The following is a 22,352-nucleotide window of genomic DNA, read 5'->3' on the forward strand; positions in this document are numbered from 1 at the left end:
AGCCCCCGCGGCTCGCGCGCGGCTCCGACGTCGTCTCCGGGCATGAAAAAACCCCAGGTCACGGCGAGTGAGTCCTGGGGTAATTCCGAGCCGCCTTCGGGATTCGAACCCGAGACCTACGCATTACGAGTGCGTTGCTCTGGCCAGCTGAGCTAAGGCGGCGCGCTGCGCGTACCCATGGTGGGTGCAGCAGCGACGCCAAGTCTACACAGTTTCCGGGGGTGCTCCGACCACCCCCGGAGAGGCCCTATGAGCAGCGCTTTCCCTCCGCCGGAGGGGTGCCCTCCAGGAGGTAGGTGTTGATCGCGGTGTCGACGCAGTCGCTGCCCCGGCCGTACGCGGTGTGGCCGTCGCCCTCGTAGGTGAGGAGGGTGCCGGAGGAGAGCTGGCCCGCCAGGGACCGGGCCCACTTGTACGGGGTGGCGGGGTCGCGAGTGGTGCCGACGACCAGGATCGGGGCGGCGCCCTCGGCGATGATGCGGTGGGGGCGGCCGGTCGGCGGGGTCGGCCAGGAGGTGCAGTTCAGGGCGGCCCAGGCGAGCCCCTTGCCGAAGACCGGGGAGGCCTGCTCGAAGGACGGGACGGCCCTCTCGACGAGGGCGGGGCCCGGGTAGGCGGGCGGCAGGTCCAGGCAGTTCACGGCGGCGTTGGCGAACATGAGGTTGGCGTACGTGCCGTCCGCCTCGCGCTCGTAGTAGCTGTCCGCGAGCGCGAGGAGGCCCGCGCCCTCGCCGCCGATCGCCTGGGCGAGGGCCTCGCGCAGCTGGGGCCAGGCGCCCTCGTCGTACATCGCCGCGATCACCCCGGTGGTGGCGAGGGACTCGCCGAGCTCCCGGCTCTCCCCGGTGGGCACCGGCTCGGCGTCCACCTCGCGGAAGAACCTCCGCAGCGCCTCGCCCGCCGCCGCCACCGACCCGGTGCCCAGCGGGCAGTCCGGCGTGCGGACGCAGTCGGCGGCGAAGGCGCGGAAGGAGGTCTCGAAGCCCGCGGTCTGGTCGCGGTTGAGGTCGATCGCCGACAGCGACGGGTCCATCGCCCCGTCGAGGACGAGGCGGCCGACCCGGCCCGGGAAGAGCTCGGCGTAGGTGGCGCCGAGGAACGTGCCGTACGAGGCCCCCACGTAGCTGAGCTTCTCGTCGCCGAGGACCGCCCGCAGGATGTCCATGTCGCGGGCCGTCTCGACGGTGGAGACGTGCGGCAGGATCTTCCCCGACCTCTTGGCGCAGCCGGCCGCGAACTCCTTGAAGGCGGCGCTCAGCGCGTTGACCTCGGCGGTGGTGTCGGGCGTCTGGTCGACCTGGGTGTACGTGTCCATCTGCGGGCCCGTCAGACACTCGACGGGCTCGCTGCGGGCGACTCCCCGGGGGTCGACGGCCACCATGTCGTAGCGGGCGCGGACCGGCGCGGGGTAGCCGACGCCCGCGTACCCCTGGAGGTAGCCGACGGCGGAGCCGCCGGGACCGCCCGGGTTGACCAGGAGCGAGCCCAGCCGCTTGCCGGGGCCGGTCGCCCGGACCCGCGAGACCGCCAGCTCGATCTCGCCCGCGTCCGGCTTCGCGTAGTCCAGGGGCGCGCGCAGGGTGGCGCACTGGAAGCTCGGGACCCCGCAGTCGCGCCACCGCAGCTTCTGCGCGTAGAACCCCTTCAGCGCCTCGGGCGAGGGGGAGGCGGCGCCGGCCGCGGCCGGCGGGGCCGACGTGGTGCGGGACGCCGCCGCGTCGCTGCCGCCCGAGCAGCCGGAGAGGATCAGTCCGGCGGCCGCGAGGGCCGTGGCGGAGGTACGGAGCAAACGCCTGGAGTCCATTGCCGGAGCGTATCCGGACGGGTACGCACCGTGTCCAATCGCGGATTCCACGGGCTCCGGCCCACCGCGCCTCCACCGGACCCGGCCACCGGACATGACGTCAGTCCCGCAGCGCCATCGTCATCGCCTCCACGGCGAGCAGCGGCGCCACGTTCCGGTCGAGGGCCTGCCGGCAGGCGAGGATCGCCTCGATGCGGCGGAGCGTGCGCTCCGGCGTGGTGCCGCGGGCGATCCGCTCCAGCGCGTCCCGCACGTCCGTGTTCGCGAGGGCCGAGCGGGAACGCAGCTGGAGGGCCAGGACATCGCGGTAGAAGCCCGTCAGGTCGGTGAGCGCGAGGTCCAGGCTGTCGCGCTGGGTACGCGTCTTGCGCCGCTTCTGCCGCTCCTCCAGCTCCTTCATCGCGCCGGCCGTACCGCGCGGCATCCGCCCGCCCTGCCCGCCGCCGAGGGCCGTCTTCAGCTCCTCGGTCTCCTTGACGTCGACCTCCTCCGCGACCTGCTTCGCGTCCTCGGCCGCCGCGTCCACCAGCTCCTGGGCGGCCTTGAGGCAGCCGCCGACGTCGTCGACCCGCAGGGGCAGCTTGAGGACGACGGACCTGCGCGCGCGGGCCCGCTCGTCCGTCGCGAGCCGCCGCGCCCGGTCGATGTGGCCCTGGGTGGCGCGGGCGGCGGCGTGCGCCGCCTCCGGCTCGATGCCGTCGCGCCGCACGAGCACGTCGGCGACCGCCTCCACGGGCGGGGTGCGCAGGGTCAGGTGGCGGCAGCGGGAGCGGATCGTGGGGAGCACGTCCTCCAGGGAGGGCGCGCAGAGCAGCCAGACCGTGCGCGGGGCGGGCTCCTCGACGGCCTTCAGGAGGACGTTGCCCGCGCCCTCGGTGAGCCGGTCGGCGTCCTCCAGGACGATGACCTGCCAGCGGCCGCCCGCCGGTGAGAGCTGGGCGCGCCGGACGAGCTCGCGGGTCTCCTTCACACCGATGGACAGCAGGTCCGTACGGACGATCTCCACGTCCGCGTGGGTGCCGACGAGGGTGGTGTGGCAGCCGTCGCAGAAGCCGCAGCCCGGTGCTCCGCCGAGCGCCCGGTCGGGGCTCACGCACTGCAGCGCGGCGGCGAACGCCCGCGCCGCGGTCGCCCGCCCCGACCCCGGCGGGCCGGTGAAGAGCCAGGCGTGGGTCATCTTCGAGGCCTCGGGATCGGGCTCCCCGGCGGAGTGGGCGGTCACGAGCGCGTCGGCGTCCCGCGCGGCGGCGGCGAGCTGCTCCTCGACCTTCGCCTGTCCGACCAGGTCGTCCCATACGGCCATGTCTGCCCCTCCTCAGGTACGCCTCCATTGTGGGGCAGTCCTCTGACAACCCCCGCCGCGCGCGATCCGCCGGACACCGGTCCGGGCCCCGGCGCGGGAGGTTCGGCCTCGGCGCGGAAGGTCCGGGCCCCGGCGCGGAAGGTCCGGGCCCCGGCGCCGAAGGTTCGGGCTCCGTTCACGCCTCGGCGCGTGAGCGCGTGAGCCAGAGGCCGACGGCGGAGCCGAGGACCGCCACACCGCTGCCGACGCTCGCCGCGAGGTGGGCGGCGCCGGTGAGGTGGGCGAGGGTGTTGATGTAGGCGTTGCCGAGGACACCCGCCGTGAACAGCAGCCAGAGCAGGAATCGCATGGAGGTCTCCGTGGGTCGGGGGAAGCGGGGGGTACGCATTCGATCTTCGTCGCCGTCACGAACCGGCACAGCGGTGCGCTCCCCCGGACCGATGGTGGTGCCTGCTCCACCGCGCCCCCTCGGGCCCGCCGCATAACCTGTCGGAATGCGCGACGCGATCGAGGAAGCCGGCCGGGCGTCCCTCCACCTCCTGAGCGGGGCCGCGGTCGCGATCCTCTGCTACCTGATGGCCGGCGTCGCCCTCTTCACGGCCTTCCTCACCGTCACGGTCATCGGCGCCGGTGTGCTGCCGGAGAGCGTGCTGCTGCTGCGCCGGCTCGCCGGCTGGGAACGCCGTCGCACCGGCGCGTGGACCGGGACGCCCGTACCGGAGGCGTACCTCCCGCTCGAAGGCCCCCTCCCCGCGCGCGTGCGCACCGCCGTCACCGACCCCGGCACGGTGCGGGACCTCGTCTGGGCCGCCGCGCAGCTCTTCTACGGCCTGGCGCTCTGGTACGCCTCCCTGGTGCTGTGGCTACCCGCGCTGATGGTCGACGGCGTGGTCACCGGACTCGCGGGACGGCCCCCGGTGGCCCTCCCGCTGATCGGCCGGCTCGCCGGCCTGGGCGCCGAGTGGTCGCGCGCCCTGCTCACGCCCACCCCGTCGGCCGCCCGGGACGCCGCGCTCGCCGCCCGCATCGAGCAGCTGACGGCCACCCGGGCGGGCGCGATCGCCGCGCACGGCGCCGAACTGCGCCGGATCGAGCGCGATCTGCACGACGGGGCGCAGGCCCACCTCGTGGCGCTCTCCATGCGGATCGGCCTGGCCAGGCGGATGTACGACTCCGATCCCGCGAGGGCCCGCGGGTTCCTCGACGACGCGCAGACCCAGGCCGAGGAGGCGCTGGCCGAGCTGCGGCACGTGGTGCGGGGCATCCACCCGCCGATCCTCACCGACCGGGGCCTGACCGGCGCGGTACGGGCCCTCGCCGCGAGCAGTGGCCTGGAGGTGAGGGTCTCCGTGACGGGCCTGGCGGACAGTTCCCGGGCCGACACCGACACCCAGGCGCCGACCGGCCCCTTGCCCGACGCCGACACCGAGGCGCCGACCGGCCTCCGCCCCGCCGACCACCGGCCCGACGACGGTCGTCCCGCCCCCGACGGCCACCTCGCCCCCGCCGCCGTCGAGGCCGCCGCGTACTTCGTCGTCGCCGAGGCCCTCACCAACGCCGCCAAGCACAGCGGGGCTTCCCGCGCCTCCGTCGACCTCACCCGCGAACCGGCCGCCCTGCGCGTGCGCGTGGCGGACGAGGGCCGCGGCGGGGCCGAGGCCGGCGAACGCGAGGGCTCCGGGCTCACGGGCATGCGCCGCCGGGTCGCCGCACTGGACGGCACCGTACGACTGACCAGCCCCGAAGGGGGCCCGACCCTGATCGAAGTGGAGCTTCCGTGCGTGTGGTGATCGCCGAGGACAACGCCCTCCTGAGAGAGGGTCTGGTGCTGCTGCTGACCTCCTCGGGCCACGAGGTCGCCGGAGTCGCGGCCACCGGCCCCGAGATCCTGCCGCTGCTCCTCGAACACCGGCCGGACGTGGCCGTACTCGACGTACGGCTGCCGCCCGGCTTCCGCGACGAGGGGCTGCGGGCGGCGCTGGCGGCCCGCGCACAGCTGCCCGGACTGCCGGTCCTCGTGCTCTCCCAGTACGTCGAGGAGACGTACGCGGCCGAGCTCCTGGGCGGCGGCGCGCAGGGCGTCGGCTACCTCCTGAAGGACCGGGTGGGGCGGGTGGACGAGTTCCTCGACGCCCTGGAACGGGTCGCCGCCGGCGGTACGGCCCTGGACCCGGAGGTCGTCACCGAACTGCTCGCCCGCCGCCGCGACGACCCGCTGGACTCCCTCACGCCCCGCGAGCGCGAGGTCCTGGAACTGATGGCCCAGGGCCACGACAACGGCACGATCGCCCGCTCGATGGTGGTCACCGAGCGGGCCGTGCACAAGCACATCGGCAATGTCTTCCTGAAGCTCGGTCTGCCCCCGAGCGACAGTGGCGGCCACCGCCGGGTCCTCGCCGTCCTCGCCTACCTCGACGCGTAGGCACCGCCGGGGAGGGTGCTCAGGCCCGCTGTTTCCGGGAGGGCAGGAAGACCCCCGCGACCACGGTGACCACCACCGTGCCGGCGATCAGTCCGGCCTGCCCGGGCGGCAGGTACGGCAGGCCGCCCGTGAGCGACCAGGCGAAGGCGGTCAGCGGCAGCGCGGCCACGACGACCCCGATGACCAGTCCCGCGGCGGTCAGGAACCCCGCCTCCAGGCCGAGCATCCGGCGCAGCTGACCGGCCGAGGCGCCCACCTGGCCGAGCAGTCGCAGCTCGCCGCGCCGTCCGGCTCCGATCAGGGTGAGGGTGCTGAGGACGGAGAGGAGGGTGAGGCCTCCGATCGCGGAGACGATCGCGGCGGAGACGATCCCGTTCAGCTCGGCCCCGGGCGGCATCACCCGCTCGGGCGCCACGGGGGTGCCCGGGCCCGCCTTCTTTGTGGCGGCCAGTACGCGCGCGGGGGACGGATCGCCCATGTGCGCGGCCAGTTCGGTCGTGGGCAGGAGGAACTCGCCCAGGGCGAGCGAGCGTTCGTACACCGCCACCACCCGCAGCCGCTTCCGCGTCCCGTCCCCGAGGCGCAGCTCGACCGTCGAACCGGTCCTCGCCTCAAGGGACTCGGCCATGTCGGCGCCGACCGCGACCGTGCCCGGCGCGGTGAGTCCGGCGAGGTCGCCGTCGACGACACCCGGGTCGAGCGTGCCCGTCAGGCCCGCGCCGTCCACGCCGAGGACCGGAAGCCGGTCGAGTCGCGGCGTACCGGCCTCCGTCCGGGCCAGGACGACCGTCGAACGCAGCACGTCCGTGGCCGCCTCGACGCCGGGCAGCTTCCGCACCTGATCAGCGGTGGTGCCGGTGAACGCGAGGTCCGCGGTCGTCGCGGCCCGCGCCTGCGCGGCGGCGGCCCGTTCCACCGTGGTGCCCGCCGAGAGCTGGACGAGCGCGAAGGCGGTGACGAGGACGACGGGGACGAGCGCGGCCCCGAGCCGGCGCGAGTGCGCGCTCGCGCCGGCGGCCGTGAGTCGTCCGGGTGCGCCGCCGAGGCGGCGGAACGGCCGGTCCAGGACCGCCATCGCGGCCCGCGCGATCCACGGTCCGAGCACCGCGCACCCGGCGACCAGCGTCACCGTGGCCGCGCCGGCGGCGGCGCCGGCCGCCTCCCCGCCCTGGGTGGTGGCCGTGACGGCCGACGCCACCCCCGCCAGGAGCAGCACGATCCCGCTGACGCGCCGCGCGCGGCCGTTCCCCGGGCGGCCGGGGCGCCGGGCCGCGAAGAGGACGACGAGCCGGGTGATGCCCACCACGACGGCGGCGACGACCGGAGTGGCGGCGAACAGCCACGCCGGGGAGGGGAGTTCGAGCCCCTCCGGTACGACTCCGGTACGGGCCCGCAGCGCCGACCACAGCCCCAGGAAGACGGGTACGGCCAGGGCAGCGCCGACCAGGGCCGCGAGGCCCGCCACCCGGGTCACCTCCCGGCCGGCCGCCGCCCGCACCTGACGGGGGGTCGCGCCGACCGAGAGGAGCAGTTCCCGCTCGGCGGCGCGCTGCTGGAGCGCCTGGGCGACGAGCGAGGCGAGGACGAGGACCGCGACGAGGACGAAGGTCCCGGAGACGGCGGCGAGGAGGTGGAGGAGATCCATGCGCGCGGGGGGCGCGGCGAGGTGCTCGGCGCCGCCCCGTCCGTCGCCGGTGAGCGCCCGCAGCGGCTGGCCCGAGGCGGTGTCCTTGAGCCCGGCCCGGTCCAGGGCGGCCCGCACGCGCGCGTGGAGGGTGTCCGCGGACACACCGGGCTCGGCGAGAACCCCGACGGCGTCGACGCCACCGCCGGGAGCGGCGGCCCCACCAGCCCCACCAGCCTCACCGACCCCACCGGCCCCACCGGCCCTGACGGTCCCGGCGAGCCTCGCCGCCTCCCCCGCCGTGACGTACAGCGCGGCGGGCCCTTCGGCGACGCCGACGACCTTCCGGCCGGCGACGGTGTCCCCGACCCCGACCCCCGCACCGGACCCCAGGACGGCCTCCCCGGCCCCGCGCGGCTCCCGCCCGTCGAGCAGGCGGTACGGGGCGAGCCGGGCCGCCTCCCAGGAGCGCCCGGTGAAGGTCGTGGTCCCGGCGGCACCCGCCCCCGGCTCCCGTACGACGAAGGTGGGGTCCGGCACCGCGGCCAGGACGCCCGGCACCGCCCGCAGCACGTCGACGGCCGCGCCCGGTACCCGTACCCGCTCCGTCAGACCGGCCGTCTCCGTGGTCGGCTCACCGCCCCACGGCTTCGTCGTCCAGCGGATCTCCTGGTCGCCTGCGACGACGACGGGCGCGGCCGCGTACCGCTCCACGCGCGCGTGGCCGAGTCCGGTCGAGCCGAGGGCGAGGGCCAGGGCGCCGAGGAGCGCGGAGGTGACGGCGACGGCCGCGAACACCGCCGCCCACGCCTTCCGGTGGGTCCGCAGGGACCGGGCCGCGAGCAGCCGGACCGCGGGATTCCGCAGCGGCTTCACCGGGCCACCACCACACGCCGGTGTCCCGCGTCGGCGTGAGCGCCGAGCATCTCCCGTACGCCGGACTCGTCCGGACGGCGCAGGTGACCGACGAGCCGGCCCCGGTCGAGGAACACGGCTTCGTCCGTCCAGGCGGCGGCCACCGGGTCGTGGGTGACGAGGACGACGGTGGTCCCCCGCTCGTCGACCGCGCGGCGCAGCAGGGCGAGGACGCCGGCCGCCGTGACCGGGTCGAGCGCGGCGGTCGGCTCGTCGGCGAAGACGACCTCCGGTTCGTTGACCAGGGCGCGGGCGATCGCCACCCGTTGGCGCTGGCCGCCGGACAGGTTCTCCGGCATGTCCCCGGCCCGGTCGGCGAGCCCGACGGCGGCGAGTCCGGCGAGGGCGCGGGCGTCGAGCTCCCGGCCTTCGCGGGCTCCGGCGAGGAGCAGGGGCAGGGTGACGTTCTCCCGCACGTCGAGGGCGGAGACGAGGTTCAGCGACTGGAAGACGAAGCCGACGCGGTCCCGCCGGAGCCGGGTGAGTCCGGCGGCCTTCAGCGTGGCGAGGTCGGTGCCGCCGATCCGTACGGTCCCGGTCGTCGGACGTTCGAGTCCCGCCGCGCACCGCAGCAGGGTGGACTTGCCGGATCCCGACCGGCCCATCACCGCCACGAACCGGCCGCGCGGCACGGCCAGGCTCACCCCGTCGAGGGCGGGGGCCCCGCGTCCGTACGTCCGGCCCACCCCGTCGAGGGCGAGGGCGGCGTCCAGGGCGCGGGGGGTGCCGCTCTCCGTCACTGCAGTCGTCGTCATGCCGACAACGCTAGAAAAGCACAGCTCACAGCGGTATGGGGCTGGCTTCCGACGGGAGGGTGGAGCTAGCTCCACCCTCCCGTCGGACAGGGCTCAGCGGCGGCGCCGGCGGCCCTCGTCCTCGTCGTCGTGCGGGCCGAAGAGCTCGTCCGCGAGCGTCGGCAGATCGTCGAGCGGGGTCTCCTCCGCCCAGTCGGAGCGGCGGCGGGGCCGGCCGTTCTCGTCGAGCTGGGGCAGCTCGCGGGTCCGGTCGTTCGCACCGTCCGCCTCCTCCCGCGCGTCGCGGAAGATGCCCTGCGGCACCCGGTCGACGGGGTCGGACGCCCGGGCGTCCCGCACGGGAGGCAGCACGGCGGTCGACTCGGCGTCCCGCGCCGCGGCCGGCTCCGTGTCCCGTACGACGGGCAGCACGGCGGTCTCGTCGGCGCCGCGCGTCTCACGGACCTGGGGCAGCACGGCGGTCTCGTCGGCGCCGCGCGTCTCACGGACCTGGGGCAGCACGGCCGTCTCGGCCTCCGGCTTCCCGGTCTTCCCGATCTTCACGACGGGCGAGGCGAGGGTGACCTCTTCGGGCGAGACGGTCGGCGCGTCGGGCTCGCGGTCCCGCCGGCTGTCCGCCGGGGCCTCCTGCTTCCCGTCCCGCCGCACGGCCGCCCGGGGATCGGTCCGCGGGTCCGGCTTCACGATCGGGGTCGCCTGCGTGACCTCGTTCGCCGAGATCTCGGTGGCCCGGGCCTCGGCCTCGGCGGCCGCCCGCTCCTGAGCCGCCTTCGCCTCCGCCGCGGCCCTCTCGACGGCGGCGGCCTGCTTCTCGGCCGCGGCCCGCTCCCGGGCCGCCTTCTCCGCCTCGACCCGCCGGGCGGCGGCCAGCTCCGCAGCCGCCTGCTCGGCGGCCGCCCGCTCCGCCTCGGCCCTGGCGGCGGCCTCGGCAGCCGCCTTCTCGGCCGCGGCCTTCGCCGAGGCCTCCTCCGCCGCCTTCGCGGCGGCGGCGGCCTCGGCCATCCGGCGGGCCTCCTCGGCGCGGAGCAGCGCCTCTTCGGCCTTGCGCTGCTTCTCCAGGCGGCGTTCCTCCGCCTCGGCCCGCAGCCGGGCCTTCTCCTCTTCCTCCGCGCGGAGGCGTTCCTGCTCCTCCTGGCGGGCCTTCTCCTCGGCCGCGAGGCGCTTGCGCTCCTCCTCGGCGGCGATCCGGGCCTCCTCGGCCTTGCGCCGGGCCTCCTCCGCCTGACGTTCGGCCTCCAGGCGGCGCGCCTCCTCCTCCTCGCGCCGCTTGCGCTCCTCCTCCTCGGCGCGGAGCTTGGCGAGCTGTGCCTGGCGCTCGCGCTCCAGGCGCTCCTCCTCGGCCTTGCGGGCGGCCTCTTCCTCGGCGCGGCGCCGCGCCTCCTCCTCGGCCTTCCGGCGGGCCTCCTCGACGGCCTTCACCTCGGCCTCGGAGAGCGGCAGCATCCGGTCGAGCCGGTGGCGTACGACCGTGGTGACGGCCTCGGGCTCCTGGCCCGCGTCGACGACGAGGTAACGGCTGGGGTCGGCGGAGGCGAGGGCGAGGAATCCGGCCCGCACGCGCGCGTGGAACTCCGGCGGCTCGGACTCCAGACGGTCGGGTGCCTCGGTGAACCGTTCCCGCGCGGTCTCCGGGGAGACGTCGAGGACCACGGTCAGGTGCGGGACGAGCCCGTCGGTCGCCCAGCGCGAGATGCGGGCGATCTCGGTCGGGGAGAGGTCGCGGCCGGCGCCCTGGTAGGCCACGGACGAGTCGATGTAGCGGTCGGAGAGGACGATCGCGCCCCGCTCCAGGGCGGGCCGGACCAGGGAGTCGACGTGCTCGGCGCGGTCGGCCGCGTACAGCAGGGCCTCGGCGCGGTTGGAGAGCCCCGCCGACGACACGTCGAGGAGGATCGAGCGGAGCCGCTTGCCGATCGGGGTGGCGCCGGGCTCGCGGGTGACGACGACCTCGTGGCCCTTGGCGCGGATCCACTCGGCGAGCGCCTGGACCTGCGTGGACTTGCCGGCCCCGTCGCCGCCCTCCAGGGCGATGAAGAAGCCGGTCGGCGAGGGCGCCTGCACCGGGTCGGAGCCGCGGACCGCGTCGCGCAGGTCGCGGCGGAGCGGGACGCCCGCGCGGTCGTCGGTCTTCGCGAGGACGAGCGCGGCGACCGGCAGCAGCAGGGCGCCGATCAGCGCGAGGGTGAAGGCGGCGCCGCCGTGCGCGAGGACGAAGTCGCCGGAGGCGAGGCGGTGCGGGCCGATCGCGGCGGCGAGCAGCGGGGCGGCGAGCGCGCCGATGCCCATGCCGACGCGGGCGGTGGCCTGGAGGTGCTCGGTGGTCCGGGCCCTGCGGGGCTCCTCGGTCTCCTGGTCGACGAGGACGTGGCCGGTGTTCGCGGCGACGCCCGCGGCGTAGCCGGCGAGGACGGCGAGGAACAGCACGGTCGCCGTGTCCGGGACCAGGCCCATGGCGATCAGCGCGATCCCGGTGACGGCGGTCACGAGGGCGAGCAGCCGGCGCCGGGACAGGACGGGCAGGACGGAGCCCGCGGTGCGGATGCCGACGGCGGTGGCGCCGCTGAGCGCCAGGATCAGGAGCGCGTACGTGACGGGTCCGCCGCCCAGGTCGTACGCGTGGAGCACGGCGAGGGACGCGGCCGCGGCGATGGCTCCGGCGACGGTGGCGCAGGCCAGGACGAAGAGGGAGAGGGCCCCGGTACGGCCCTTCTCGACGCCGCCCGTGGAAGCCTCGTCGGACGCGCCCTTGCCGCCCTTCTCGGCGGTCGGCCGGCGCAGGCCCTCCAGGGGCGAGCGCGGCCGGGGCGTGGCCCCGCCGGGCAGCGCCATCGCGTAGAGGACGGTGACGGAGGCCGCGAAGAGGCCGGCGGCGACGTACGAGGCGAGGGCGGCCTGGTGCAGCGAGAACCAGTCGATCCCGGCGCCGAGCAGGTTGCCGACGAGCGTGGCGACGAGCAGGATCGCGGCCGCGGCCGGGACGGCGAGGAAGCCGGTGCGCTGGGAGAGCCGCCGGAGCGCGGCGAGGTGGTCGGGCAGCGGCCGTACGGCGCCGCCCTCGATCGGCGGGGCGGGCAGCAGCGCGGGCGCGGCGCCCTCGCGGCTGATGGTCCAGAGCCGTTCGGCCGCGCCGGTGACGAAGACGGTGCCGAGCAGGTACCAGAGGGCGCTGCCGGGGGTCCAGTCGATCCACAGGGGGGCGATGACGAGCAGCGCGATCCGGACACCGTCGGCGCCGATCATGGTCCAGCGCCGGTCGAGCGCGCCGCCGGGCCCGGTGAGGGCGGTCAGCGGTCCGAGGAGGACGGCGCCGAAGAGGACCGAGGCGAACAGCCGCGCGCCGACGACGGCGGCCACGGCGAGCGCGGCCCCCCGGTAGCCCCCTCCGAGCGCGCCCTCGGTCACGGCGGCCTGGAGGCCGAGGAGGACGAGGACGAGGAGGGCGAGGACGTCACCGGTGCCGCCGACGAGGTGGGCGCTCCACAACCTGCGCAGTGGCTGATGGCGCAACAGGGCGCGTACGGCACGCTCCCCGGAATCCGCGACGAGTGCGGCGTCGGAATCGCCGAGGCGGTCTGGCTGCTCTGCTCGCGTCATCCGTCCACCCTATCCGGACGGGATTGCTCCCCGCGGCCCCCGCCCGAACATCCGGACGAGCCTGTGACAAGCCGAACGGCGGGGGCGGAGGCACCCGCCTCCGCCCCCGCCGTTCTCACGTCGTCGCGCTCACCCACTTCCGCGCGGGAGGGGCTCCCGCGCGGAGGGACTACTCCGGCTTCGCCGCCGCCGTCTTCTTGGCCGCGGTCGTCTTCTTCGCCGTCGTGGTCTTCTTGGCGGCCGTCTTCTTGGTGGCGGTGGTCTTCTTCGCCGCCGTCTTCGTGGCCGTCTTCTTCGCGGTGGTCGCCTTCTTGGCCGGGGCCTTCTTGGCGGTCTTCTTCGCCGGTCCCTTGGCCCGCTTCTCGGCGAGCAGCTCGTAGCCGCGCTCGGGCGTGATCGTCTCCACGCTGTCGTCGGTGCGCAGGGTGGCGTTGGTCTCGCCGTCCGTCACGTACGGGCCGAAGCGCCCGTCCTTGACGACCACGGGCTTCTCGCTGACCGGGTCGGTGCCCAGTTCCTTCAGCGGCGGCTTGGCCGCGGCCCGGCCCCGCTGCTTCGGCTGGGCGTAGATCGCGAGCGCCTCTTCGAGGGTGATCGTGAAGAGCTGCTCCTCGTCGGTGAGCGACCGCGAGTCCGTGCCCTTCTTCAGGTACGGGCCGTAGCGGCCGTTCTGCGCGGTGATCTCGACGCCCTCGGCGTCCGCGCCGACGACCCTGGGGAGGGACATCAGCCGGAGCGCGTCCTCCAGGGTGACGGTGTCGAGGGTCATCGACTTGAAGAGGGAGGCCGTGCGCGGCTTCACCGCGTTCTTGCCGGTCTTCGGGGTGCCCTCGGGCAGGATCTCCGTGACGTACGGGCCGTAGCGGCCGTCCTTCGCGACGATCTGGTGCCCGCTGACCGGGTCGGCGCCCAGCTCGAAGTCGCCGCTCGGCTTGGCGAGCAGCTCCTCCGCGAGTTCGACGGTCAGCTCGTCGGGCGCGAGCTCCTCGGGGACGTCGGCGCGCTGGTGGCCCTCGGCGTCCTTCTCGCCGCGCTCGACGTACGGGCCGTAGCGGCCGACGCGGAGCACGATGTCGTTGCCGACGGGGAAGGAGGAGATCTCGCGGGCGTCGATCGCGCCGAGGTCGGTGACGAGCTCCTTGAGGCCGCCGAGGTGGTCTCCGTCGCCGTTGCCCGCGTCGGCGGCACCGCCGGAGGCGGCCGTACCGCCCTCGGTCTCGCCGAAGTAGAAACGCTTCAGCCACGGCACGGACTTGGCCTCGCCGCGGGCGATGCGGTCGAGGTCGTCCTCCATCCGGGCGGTGAAGTCGTAGTCGACGAGCCGCCCGAAGTGGGTCTCCAGGAGGTTGACGACGGCGAAGCTCAGGAAGGACGGCACGAGGGCCGTGCCCTTCTTGAAGACGTAGCCGCGGTCGAGGATCGTGCCGATGATCGACGCGTACGTCGACGGGCGGCCGATCTCGCGCTCTTCCAGCTCCTTGACCAGCGAGGCCTCGGTGTAGCGGGCCGGCGGCTTGGTCGCGTGGCCGTCCACCGTGATCTCGTCGGCGGTGAGCGCGTCGCCCTCGGTGACCTGCGGCAGGCGCCGCTCGCGGTCGTCGAGCTCCGCGTTCGGGTCGTCGGCGCCTTCGACGTACGCCTTCATGAAGCCGTGGAAGGTGATCGTCTTGCCGGAGGCGCTGAACTCGGCGTCCCGGCCGTCGGACGCCCGGCCGCCGATCTTCACGGTGACCGAGTTGCCGGTCGCGTCCTTCATCTGGGAGGCGACGGTCCGCTTCCAGATCAGCTCGTAGAGGCGGAACTGGTCGCCGGTCAGGCCGGTCTCCGCCGGAGTGCGGAAACGATCACCCGAAGGACGAATCGCCTCGTGCGCCTCCTGGGCGTTCTTGACCTTGCCGGCGTAGACGCGCGGCTTCTCCGGCAGGTAGTCGGCGCCGTACAACTGCGTGACCTGGGCCCGCGCCGCCGAGACTGCGGTGTCGGACAGGATCGTGGAGTCCGTACGCATGTAGGTGATGAAGCCGTTCTCGTACAGCTTCTGCGCCACCTGCATGGTCGCCTTCGCACCGAAGCCCAGCTTGCGGCTCGCCTCCTGCTGGAGGGTGGTGGTCCGGAAGGGGGCGTACGGGGAGCGGCGGTACGGCTTCGACTCGACCGAGCGCACGGAGAACGAGGTGTCGGCGAGCGCGGCGGACAGGGCCCGCGCGTTCGCCTCGTCCAGGTGGAGCACGCTCTCGCTCTTCAGGCGACCGTCGGAGCCGAAGTCACGGCCCTGCGCGACGCGCTTGCCGTCGACCGACGCGAGGCGCGCGACCAGCTGGGACGGGTCCGAGGCGTCACCGGAGCGGCCGGTGCCGAAGGTGCCGGTGAGGTCCCAGTACTCGGCGGAACGGAAGGCGATGCGCTCGCGCTCCCGCTCGACGACGAGCCGGGTGGCGACGGACTGCACGCGGCCGGCGGAGAGCCGCGGCATGACCTTCTTCCACAGGACCGGCGAGACCTCGTAGCCGTACAGCCGGTCGAGGATGCGGCGGGTCTCCTGGGCGTCGACCATGCGCTGGTTCAGCTCGCGCGGGTTGGCGACGGCCTCGCGGATCGCGTCCTTGGTGATCTCGTGGAAGACCATCCGGTGGACCGGGACCTTGGGCTTCAGGACTTCCTGGAGGTGCCACGCGATGGCCTCGCCCTCGCGGTCCTCATCGGTGGCGAGGTAGAGCTCGTCGGACTCGGCCAGCAGCTCCTTGAGCTTCCTGACCTGCGCCTTCTTGTCGGCGTTGACGACGTAGATGGGCTGGAAGTCGTGCTCGACGTCGACCCCGAGGCGGCGCACCTCGCCGGTGTACTTCTCGGGCACCTCCGCGGCGCCGCTGGGGAGGTCACGGATGTGCCCGACGCTCGCCTCGACCACGTAGCCGGGGCCGAGGTAGCCCTTGATCGTCTTCGCCTTGGCAGGCGACTCGACGATGACGAGTCGGCGGCCGCCGTGTGCGGTCTCGCTGGTCGGGGACAACTTCGCTCTTCTCTCCGGATCGACACTCTCTGGGCACGTACGGCGCTGGCACGCACGGCAGCGGCACGGACGGTGACGCTCCCGTCGCTGCGGAGTGTGACGGTACAACCCGCCCCCGTGTCAAACGGCGAAAGCCCGCAACGGCCACTCGAACGGTAACCCGAGTCCTGGCATTCCTGCCGCCCGGACTCCCGGTCGGGCGGGGCGGGACCTCCGCGCCGGGGCGTGGAGAGAGATCCGGAGACAGGTCCGGAGAGGGGGTCGGAGCCCGGTTCAGAGCCTGCCGAAGCACCAGACGCCGAGCAGGAGGAAGGCGGCTCCGGAGAGGCTCGTGACCGCCAGGGCCGTCCGCGGGGCGACCCCGTACGCCACGGGCTCACGGTGCAGCGTCCGCACGGTGGTCCACAGCAGCAGCGCACCTCCGAACAGCGTGAACGCCGCCCCCGCGAAGATCGCCGGCCCGCTCTCCATGCCCGTACCCCGTTCCGTCCACGTGCGGTGTTCGTCTCCCGAGGCCGAGGCTGACACCTCCGGGCGTCATGGGTGCGAATTCCGGGTGAACGACGCGGAGCGTCTCGTACGGTTTCACGAAGATGGCCGGTAGTGACCCACTCCTCACACGGTGCCGAGCGCGGCCCGGCGGCTGCCGCGCAGGCGCCCGCCGCGACGAGCGGCACGGGACCGGGACCGGGCGGCCCCGAGCGTGCCGTACCGGCGCTCGTCGGCGCGGGCCATCGTGCGGCCGGACACGCAGGAGGTGGAAGCCGTGAGGACGGCGCTCCCCAGGAGGTGGAAACCGGCGTCGGCGACCCCGGGTTCCCTGCCCGGGCGGACGAGGAAGAACACCTGGAGGAGCGGCCCGACCAGCGGGGTTCCGATGAACAGGGGCGGGGTCGTCCCGTCGGACAACGCCCGGCAGGAGGTCGCCCCGCCGCCGCCGACGAGCCGCGCGGTGGCGGGGAAGCGGAACATCTCCACCCTCCGGCGAACAGGTTTCGGAGCGGCCGGGGACGGTCGTCCTCCCGCCGGACCGCCCGCGCCTGCCCCACCCACTCCCGGTACGGCCGGGAGGGGTTGTGGTGCGGCGGCACGAGGTGCGTCGGGCAGGACGCGTCGCGCAGCGGGCCGATCGCGATCCCGGTCGCCCCGGGCGAGGCCTCGTCCGGGGCGATGCGGATCAGGCCCCGTACTCCTCGGGCGTCCGCTCCCCGGCGGGGGTCTCCTCCCCCACGGGCAGCAGGAAGCCCTCCTCGACGAGCAGCCGGATGGCCTGCGGGGTGCGGTCCCGCAGTATCACCGGGTCCTCGCCCATCAACTGCCCGATCGCGTCGAGGATGCGGCCCGCGCTCAGGGTGCCGTCGCAGACGCCGGCGAACCCCGCGCCGACGTGGTCCACCCTGGTGGCGCGGCGCATGCCCCGGTTCTGCCGGAGCACGACGTGCTCGGGGTCCTCGGCGCCCGGCAGCCCGACCTGCTCCTGCACCACCTCGGGCGCGAGCGTGAACCGGTCGGCGAGGAGCGCGGCGTCGTCGTGGGCGCGCAGGTAGTCCTGGCGCTCGAAGTGGGCGCGGACGGTGGGGCCGAGGGGCTGCTCGACCGGGTGCGGCCACTCCTCGACGAGGATCGACGGCTCCACGGCTCCGGAGGCCACGGCTCCGTTCCGCCGGATCGTGATCCAGCCGAAGCCCACCGCGCGCGTCTTGCGGGCCTCGAACTCGTCGAGCCAGCGGCCGTACGCCTCCTGGTACGCGTCCGGGTCGCCGTGGTGGTCGCCGCTGTCCCGCAGCCAGAGTTCCGCGTACTGCGTGATGTCCTGGACCTCGCGCTGCACGATCCAGGCGTCGCAGCCCGCAGGCACCCAGGACCGCAGCCGGTCCTGCCACTCCTCGCCGTCGACGTGCTGCCAGTTGGCGAGGAACTGGGCGTACCCGCCGTCGTTGAGCCGCTCGCCCGCCTGCTGCACGAGCGTGCGGCACAGGTCGTCGCCGCCCATCCCGCCGTCCCGGTAGGTGAGGCGGGCGCCGGGGGAGATCACGAACGGCGGGTTGGAGACGATCAGGTCGTACGTGTCGCCGTCGACGGGCTCGAAGAGCGAGCCCGTCAGCAGCTCGGCCTCGCGGGCCCCGGAGAGGGCGAGCGTGAGCCGCGTGAAGTCCAGGGCGCGCGGGTTGAGGTCGGTGGCGGTGACCAGGGTGGCGTGCTGGGCGGCGTGCAGAGCCTGGATGCCGGAGCCGGTGCCGAGGTCGAGCGCGGAGGAGACGGTCGTGGGGACGGTGATGCCGGCGAGGGTGGTGGAGGCACCGCCGACGCCGAGGACGACGGCCTCCTCCGCCTGGCGGCCGTTCCTGCCGCTGCCGCCCGCGCCGCCGACCGCGCAGCCGAGGTCGGAGACGATGAACCAGTCCTCGCCGTCCGGCCCGCCGTACGGCCGGACGTCGACCGTCGCGGACACGGAGTCGTCCTCGTGGACCACCCAGCCGTCGGCGAGGGCCTCGGCGAGCGGGAGGGCGGCGGCGGCCCGGTCGTGCCCGACGGCCTCCTGGAGCAGGAAGAGCCGGACGAGGGTCGCCAGCGGGGAGTCGCCGCGGGTGGAGCGCAGGGCGGGCACGGTCTCGCTGCGGGCGAGCGCCGCGTAGGCCGGGGCGCCGAGCAGCTCCAGCAGCCCGTCGGCGGTGAAGTCGGCGGCGAGCAGGGCCTCGCGCAGACGGGTGGCGTGCGCGGGCACCGGGAGGCGGGGGGGCAGGCTGGGCGTACTCACCGCTCCATTGTGACCGCCGCCACCGACAACCGGGCGGCCGACCCGACGGAGGCCACCGGTTCGTCCCGGGGATGCGACCGCCCGGGGCCGGATCGGCCCCGGGCGGATGGTCCGACTACTCCTCGGTCTTGGCCGCCGTCGACTTGCCGGACGGCTTGGTGGACGCCTTGGGCTCGGCGGAGTCCGAGGCCTGGCCCGAGGCGTCCGAGGTGGAACCGGGCTTCGGAGAGGCCGAGCCGGAGGTCTTCGGCGGAACCGAGGCCGTGGGCTTCTGGCAGCCGGGCTGCTTGGCCATCGCCTGGCCCAGCTCGCCCTCCTCCAGCTTGGACAGGGCGTTCTGGTCCATCTTCTCGATGCGGGTCAGACCGTCGGCGACGCCCTGGAGGCCGTCCGCGAACTTCTGCTGGTTCGTCGGGTCCAGCGCGTCGACCTGCTTCTTGAGCCCCTCGTACGCCACCGCGGTGGCGTTGAGCTCCTTGATCGCGTCCTGCTGGACCTTCTCGCCGTTCTCGACGGGCGGGGCGCCGGCGCTCTCGACGGCCTTGGCAAGCGCCCGGTCGGCGTTCGCGATGTCCTGGAACGCCTTCGAGTCGGCGGCCTGGATCTCCGCGGGCTTGCTGTCGGCAGCCGTCGAGATGATGATCTGGTGGGCGTCGGCCCGCTTCTGGATCTGGGGCTTCGCCTGGTCGCAGAACGTCTTCGCCCAGTCGTCCACCTTGTTGCCCTCGTCGTCGCTGCAACCCGACAGCGCGAGCACCAGTACCGCGCCGCCGGACAGTGCGGCCGCAAGCTTCTTGTTCACCGGATCGGTCCCTTCCAAGGCTCTCGGCCCCGGAACATACACGCCGAACGGGCTACAACCACCTTTCGTAGGACTGATTCGTCCTGTATTGCAGCCTTTTGAACCAAGGGAGAGACCTCTCACGTCCCTCGTGAGCGGACGGAAATGAGACGGACGCCACGTCAGGAGACGGTCACCGAACGCCTCTTGGAGACCCACACCGCCACGACCACGACGAGGAGCGCGAATCCCGCGACGGCCCCCCGGAGTCCGGGGCTGGCGTCGGCCCCGTGACCGAACTGCACGACCGCCGGGGCGATCAGCAGCGCGACCAGGTTCATCACCTTCAGAAGCGGGTTGAGCGCCGGGCCGGCCGTGTCCTTGAACGGGTCGCCGACCGTGTCCCCGATGACGGTCGCCTCGTGCGCCTCACTGCCCTTGCCACCGTGGTTCCCGTCCTCCACCAGCTTCTTCGCGTTGTCCCAGGCACCACCGGAGTTGGCGAGGAAGACCGCCATCAGCGCGCCCGTGCCGATCGCTCCGGCGAGGTACGAGCCGAGCGCGCCGACGCCGAGCCCGAAGCCGACCGCGATCGGGGCCATCACGGCGAGCAGCCCGGGCGTGGCGAGTTCACGCAGCGCGTCCCTGGTGCAGATGTCGACGACCCGTCCGTACTCCGGCTTCTCGGTGTGGTCCATGATCCCGGGGTGCTCGCGGAACTGCCTCCGCACCTCGTAGACCACCGATCCCGCCGACCGGGACACGGCGTTGATCGCGAGCCCCGAGAAGAGGAAAACGACCGCCGAGCCGAGGATCAGCCCGAAGAGGTTGTTGGGCTGCGAGATGTCCATCGAGAGCGTCAGCTCGTCCGCCCTCGCGCCGACCTCGACGACCGAGGTCGCGATCGCGTCCCGGTACGAGCCGAAGAGCGCCGAGGCCGCCAGGACGGCGGTGGCGATGGCGATGCCCTTGGTGATGGCCTTCGTCGTGTTGCCGACGGCGTCCAGCTCGGTGAGGACCTGGGCCCCCGCGCCCCGCACGTCCCCGGACATCTCCGCGATGCCCTGGGCGTTGTCGGCGACCGGGCCGAAGGTGTCCATGGCGACGATCACCCCGACGGTGGTGAGCAGGCCCGTCCCGGCCAGGGCGACCGCGAACAGCGCGAGCATGATCGAGGCACCGCCGAGCAGGAACGCCCCGTACAGCGTGAGCCCGATCAGGAGCGCCGTGTAGACGGCGGACTCCATGCCGAGGGCCACGCCCGCGAGGACGACGGTCGCGGGGCCGGTGAGCGAGGACTTGCCGACGTCCCTGACCGGCCGCCGGCTCGTCTCCGTGAAGTAGCCGGTGAGCTGCTGGATCAGCGCCGCCAGGACGATGCCGAGGGCGACGGCGACCAGGGCCAGGACCCGGGGATCGCCGGCGTGGTCGCGGATGCCCGGCACCGTCACGCCCTCGAGTTCCGCGTAGGAGGACGGCAGGTACGCGAAGGCGGCGACGGCGACACCGACGAGCGAGATCACCGCCGAGACGAGGAAGCCGCGGTTGATCGCGCTCATCCCGCCGCGGTCGGTGCGCCGCGGGGAGACCGCGAAGATGCCGATCACCGCCGTGACCACGCCGATCGCGGGCACGATCAGGGGGAACGCGAGGCCGTGGTCGCCGAAGGCCGCCGTGCCGAGGATGAGCGCCGCGACCAGGGTCACGGCGTACGACTCGAAGAGGTCGGCCGCCATGCCCGCGCAGTCGCCGACGTTGTCGCCCACGTTGTCGGCGATGGTGGCCGCGTTGCGCGGGTCGTCCTCCGGGATGCCCTTCTCGACCTTGCCGACCAGGTCGGCGCCGACGTCGGCGGCCTTGGTGAAGATGCCGCCGCCGACGCGCATGAACATGGCGATGAGCGCGGCACCGAGCCCGAATCCCTCCAGGACCTTGGGCGCGTCGGCCGCGTAGACGAGGACGACACAGACCGCCCCGAGCAGTCCGAGGCCCACCGTGCACATCCCGACGACCCCGCCGGTACGGAACGCGATCCGCATGGCCCGGTGCGCGACCACCCCCGGGTTCCGCTCCGGCTCGCCCTCCGCCGGGGTGGCCTCTCTCGCGGCCGCGGCGACCCGCACGTTCGCCCGTACGGCGAGCCGCATGCCGATGTACCCGGTGACCGCCGAGAAGAGCGCCCCCACCAGGAAGAACAGGGAACGCCCCGAACGCTGCGACCAGTTGTCCGCGGGCAGCAGCAACAGCAGGAAGAACACGGCGACCGCGAAGACGGCGAGGGTCCGCAGCTGCCGCGCGAGGTAGGCGTTGGCCCCCTCCTGCACGGCGGCGGCGATCTCCCTCATCCGCTCGGTGCCCTCACCGGCCTTGAGCACCTGGCCGACGAGGAGCCGCGCGACGAGCAGCGCGACGAGGGCGACGGCGCCGACGACGTACACGATCGTGCGGTTCCCGCTCGTCAGCACTGCCGCGGCGAGAGAAGTGGGGTACATGGGGACGGATCATAGGGACGCGAACCGGTACGAACGGGGATGCGGCGGACCCCCCGCGCGGATGCACCAACGCGAGACAACGCACGACGAGAAGAGGCCCTGCGGGGCAGGGCCTCTTCTCGTCGTGCGTTGTCACGGGCTTCTCGCCCCACCCGTACGGGTCAGGACAGGACGTCCGCCGAATTCACCGGCCAGCTCATCCGGATCGTGCCGCCGTCCTCGCCGGCGCTCACCTCGACGTCGTCGACGAGCCCGCGGATCACCGCGAGACCCATCTCGTCCTCTCCGTCGGCGTCGTCGAAGTCCTCGGCCGGGGCCGCGCTCCGCGCGCCGGGGACACCGGCGGCATCGGCCGCCGCGACCCCCGCGCCCGGGACCTCGTCGCCGACCTCGATGGAGAACGTCTTCTCCTCCTCGGTCAGCACGACTCTGATCGGCGTGGTGACGTCGTTGCTGCGGTGCAGCCCGACCGCACGGGAACAGGCCTCACCGACGGCGAGACGCACCTCGTCGAGGACCGCCTCGTCCACCCCTGCCCGGCGCGCCACCGCGGCCGCCACCAGGCGGGCCGTGCGGACGTGCTCGGGCTGAGCGCTGAAGCGGAGTTCAACGGTGGCCATACGAACCCCCTGGGCTCAGTCGACGGCGTTGACGGCCTCGTCGACCGAGGTGTGGATCGGGAACACCTTGGTGAGACCCGTGATCCGGAAAATCTTCAGAATGCGCTCCTGGTTGCAGACCAGACGCAGCGAGCCCTCATGCGCGCGGACGCGCTTCAGGCCGCCGACCAGCACACCGAGGCCGGTGGAGTCGAGGAAGTCCACGCCCTCCATGTCGACGACCAGGTGGTAGCTGCCGTCGTTCACCAACTCGACCAACTGCTCGCGCAGCTTG

16 protein-coding genes and 1 tRNA gene are annotated in these 22,352 nt (G+C 74.1%); 2 read left to right on the top strand and 15 right to left on the bottom strand.

All coding sequences use genetic code 11. The features are described 5' to 3' along the window. Positions 1 to 88: 88 nt before the first annotated feature. The 4 genes from ABT129_RS15740 to ABT129_RS15755 form a co-directional block, all read right to left on the bottom strand. Positions 89 to 162: transfer RNA gene (locus ABT129_RS15740), tRNA-Thr, on the bottom strand. A gap of 85 nt (positions 163 to 247) precedes the next feature. Further along, complete coding sequence (locus tag ABT129_RS15745) at positions 248 to 1,804, bottom strand: alpha/beta hydrolase (RefSeq protein ID WP_351901086.1); 1,557 nt, start codon at positions 1,802 to 1,804, stop codon at positions 248 to 250. A 100-nt stretch (positions 1,805 to 1,904) separates the two neighbouring features. Further along, positions 1,905 to 3,107: a DNA polymerase III subunit delta' gene (locus tag ABT129_RS15750; RefSeq protein ID WP_351901088.1), complete on the bottom strand. Its 1,203-nt coding sequence runs from the start codon at positions 3,105 to 3,107 to the stop codon at positions 1,905 to 1,907. A 175-nt stretch (positions 3,108 to 3,282) separates the two neighbouring features. Continuing rightward, positions 3,283 to 3,456 (bottom strand): hypothetical protein, encoded by a 174-nt coding sequence (locus ABT129_RS15755; RefSeq protein WP_351901090.1) that lies wholly within the window; start codon positions 3,454 to 3,456, stop codon positions 3,283 to 3,285. Between the two features lie 145 nt (positions 3,457 to 3,601). On the opposite strand from ABT129_RS15755, the gene ABT129_RS15760 reads away from it, so the two are divergent. Further along, entirely contained in the window at positions 3,602 to 4,897 is a 1,296-nt protein-coding gene (locus ABT129_RS15760; protein ID WP_351901092.1) for a sensor histidine kinase, read from the top strand. Next, entirely contained in the window at positions 4,885 to 5,529 is a 645-nt protein-coding gene (locus ABT129_RS15765) for a LuxR C-terminal-related transcriptional regulator (protein ID WP_351901094.1), read from the top strand. The genes ABT129_RS15760 and ABT129_RS15765 overlap by 13 nt, the downstream gene beginning before the upstream one ends. Before the next feature lie 19 nt (positions 5,530 to 5,548). Here the strand turns inward: ABT129_RS15765 and ABT129_RS15770 are convergent, their stop codons facing one another. From ABT129_RS15770 to ABT129_RS15820, 11 genes are all read right to left on the bottom strand, one after another. Beyond that, complete coding sequence (locus tag ABT129_RS15770) at positions 5,549 to 8,029, bottom strand: FtsX-like permease family protein (protein ID WP_351901096.1); 2,481 nt, start codon at positions 8,027 to 8,029, stop codon at positions 5,549 to 5,551. Next, on the bottom strand, positions 8,026 to 8,823 hold the full coding sequence (locus ABT129_RS15775) for an ABC transporter ATP-binding protein (RefSeq protein ID WP_351901097.1): 798 nt from the start codon (positions 8,821 to 8,823) through the stop codon (positions 8,026 to 8,028). The genes ABT129_RS15770 and ABT129_RS15775 overlap by 4 nt, the downstream gene beginning before the upstream one ends. Before the next feature lie 93 nt (positions 8,824 to 8,916). Further along, positions 8,917 to 12,417: a dTMP kinase gene (gene tmk / locus ABT129_RS15780; protein WP_351901098.1), complete on the bottom strand. Its 3,501-nt coding sequence runs from the start codon at positions 12,415 to 12,417 to the stop codon at positions 8,917 to 8,919. Between the two features lie 169 nt (positions 12,418 to 12,586). Next, positions 12,587 to 15,427: a type I DNA topoisomerase gene (topA, locus tag ABT129_RS15785; protein ID WP_351901100.1), complete on the bottom strand. Its 2,841-nt coding sequence runs from the start codon at positions 15,425 to 15,427 to the stop codon at positions 12,587 to 12,589. A 273-nt stretch (positions 15,428 to 15,700) separates the two neighbouring features. Continuing rightward, positions 15,701 to 15,898: a hypothetical protein gene (locus ABT129_RS15790; RefSeq protein ID WP_351901102.1), complete on the bottom strand. Its 198-nt coding sequence runs from the start codon at positions 15,896 to 15,898 to the stop codon at positions 15,701 to 15,703. A 144-nt stretch (positions 15,899 to 16,042) separates the two neighbouring features. Further along, on the bottom strand, positions 16,043 to 16,399 hold the full coding sequence (locus ABT129_RS15795) for a hypothetical protein (protein WP_351901104.1): 357 nt from the start codon (positions 16,397 to 16,399) through the stop codon (positions 16,043 to 16,045). Between the two features lie 205 nt (positions 16,400 to 16,604). Then, complete coding sequence (locus tag ABT129_RS15800; RefSeq protein ID WP_351901105.1) at positions 16,605 to 18,185, bottom strand: DUF7059 domain-containing protein; 1,581 nt, start codon at positions 18,183 to 18,185, stop codon at positions 16,605 to 16,607. 115 nt (positions 18,186 to 18,300) lie between these two features. Then, positions 18,301 to 18,987, bottom strand: a complete 687-nt coding sequence (locus ABT129_RS15805) for a small secreted protein (protein WP_351901107.1) — start codon at positions 18,985 to 18,987, stop codon at positions 18,301 to 18,303. 161 nt (positions 18,988 to 19,148) lie between these two features. Beyond that, positions 19,149 to 21,458: a sodium-translocating pyrophosphatase gene (locus ABT129_RS15810; protein ID WP_351901109.1), complete on the bottom strand. Its 2,310-nt coding sequence runs from the start codon at positions 21,456 to 21,458 to the stop codon at positions 19,149 to 19,151. Between the two features lie 161 nt (positions 21,459 to 21,619). Next, positions 21,620 to 22,078, bottom strand: a complete 459-nt coding sequence (locus tag ABT129_RS15815; RefSeq protein ID WP_351901111.1) for an ATP-binding protein — start codon at positions 22,076 to 22,078, stop codon at positions 21,620 to 21,622. Positions 22,079 to 22,093: 15 nt separating this feature from the next. Beyond that, a partial coding sequence (locus ABT129_RS15820) for an STAS domain-containing protein (protein WP_351901113.1) occupies positions 22,094 to 22,352 on the bottom strand: 259 nt, incomplete at its 5' end.

This window comes from Streptomyces sp. NPDC002057, from assembly GCF_040296665.1.
Lineage (GTDB): Bacteria > Actinomycetota > Actinomycetes > Streptomycetales > Streptomycetaceae > Streptomyces.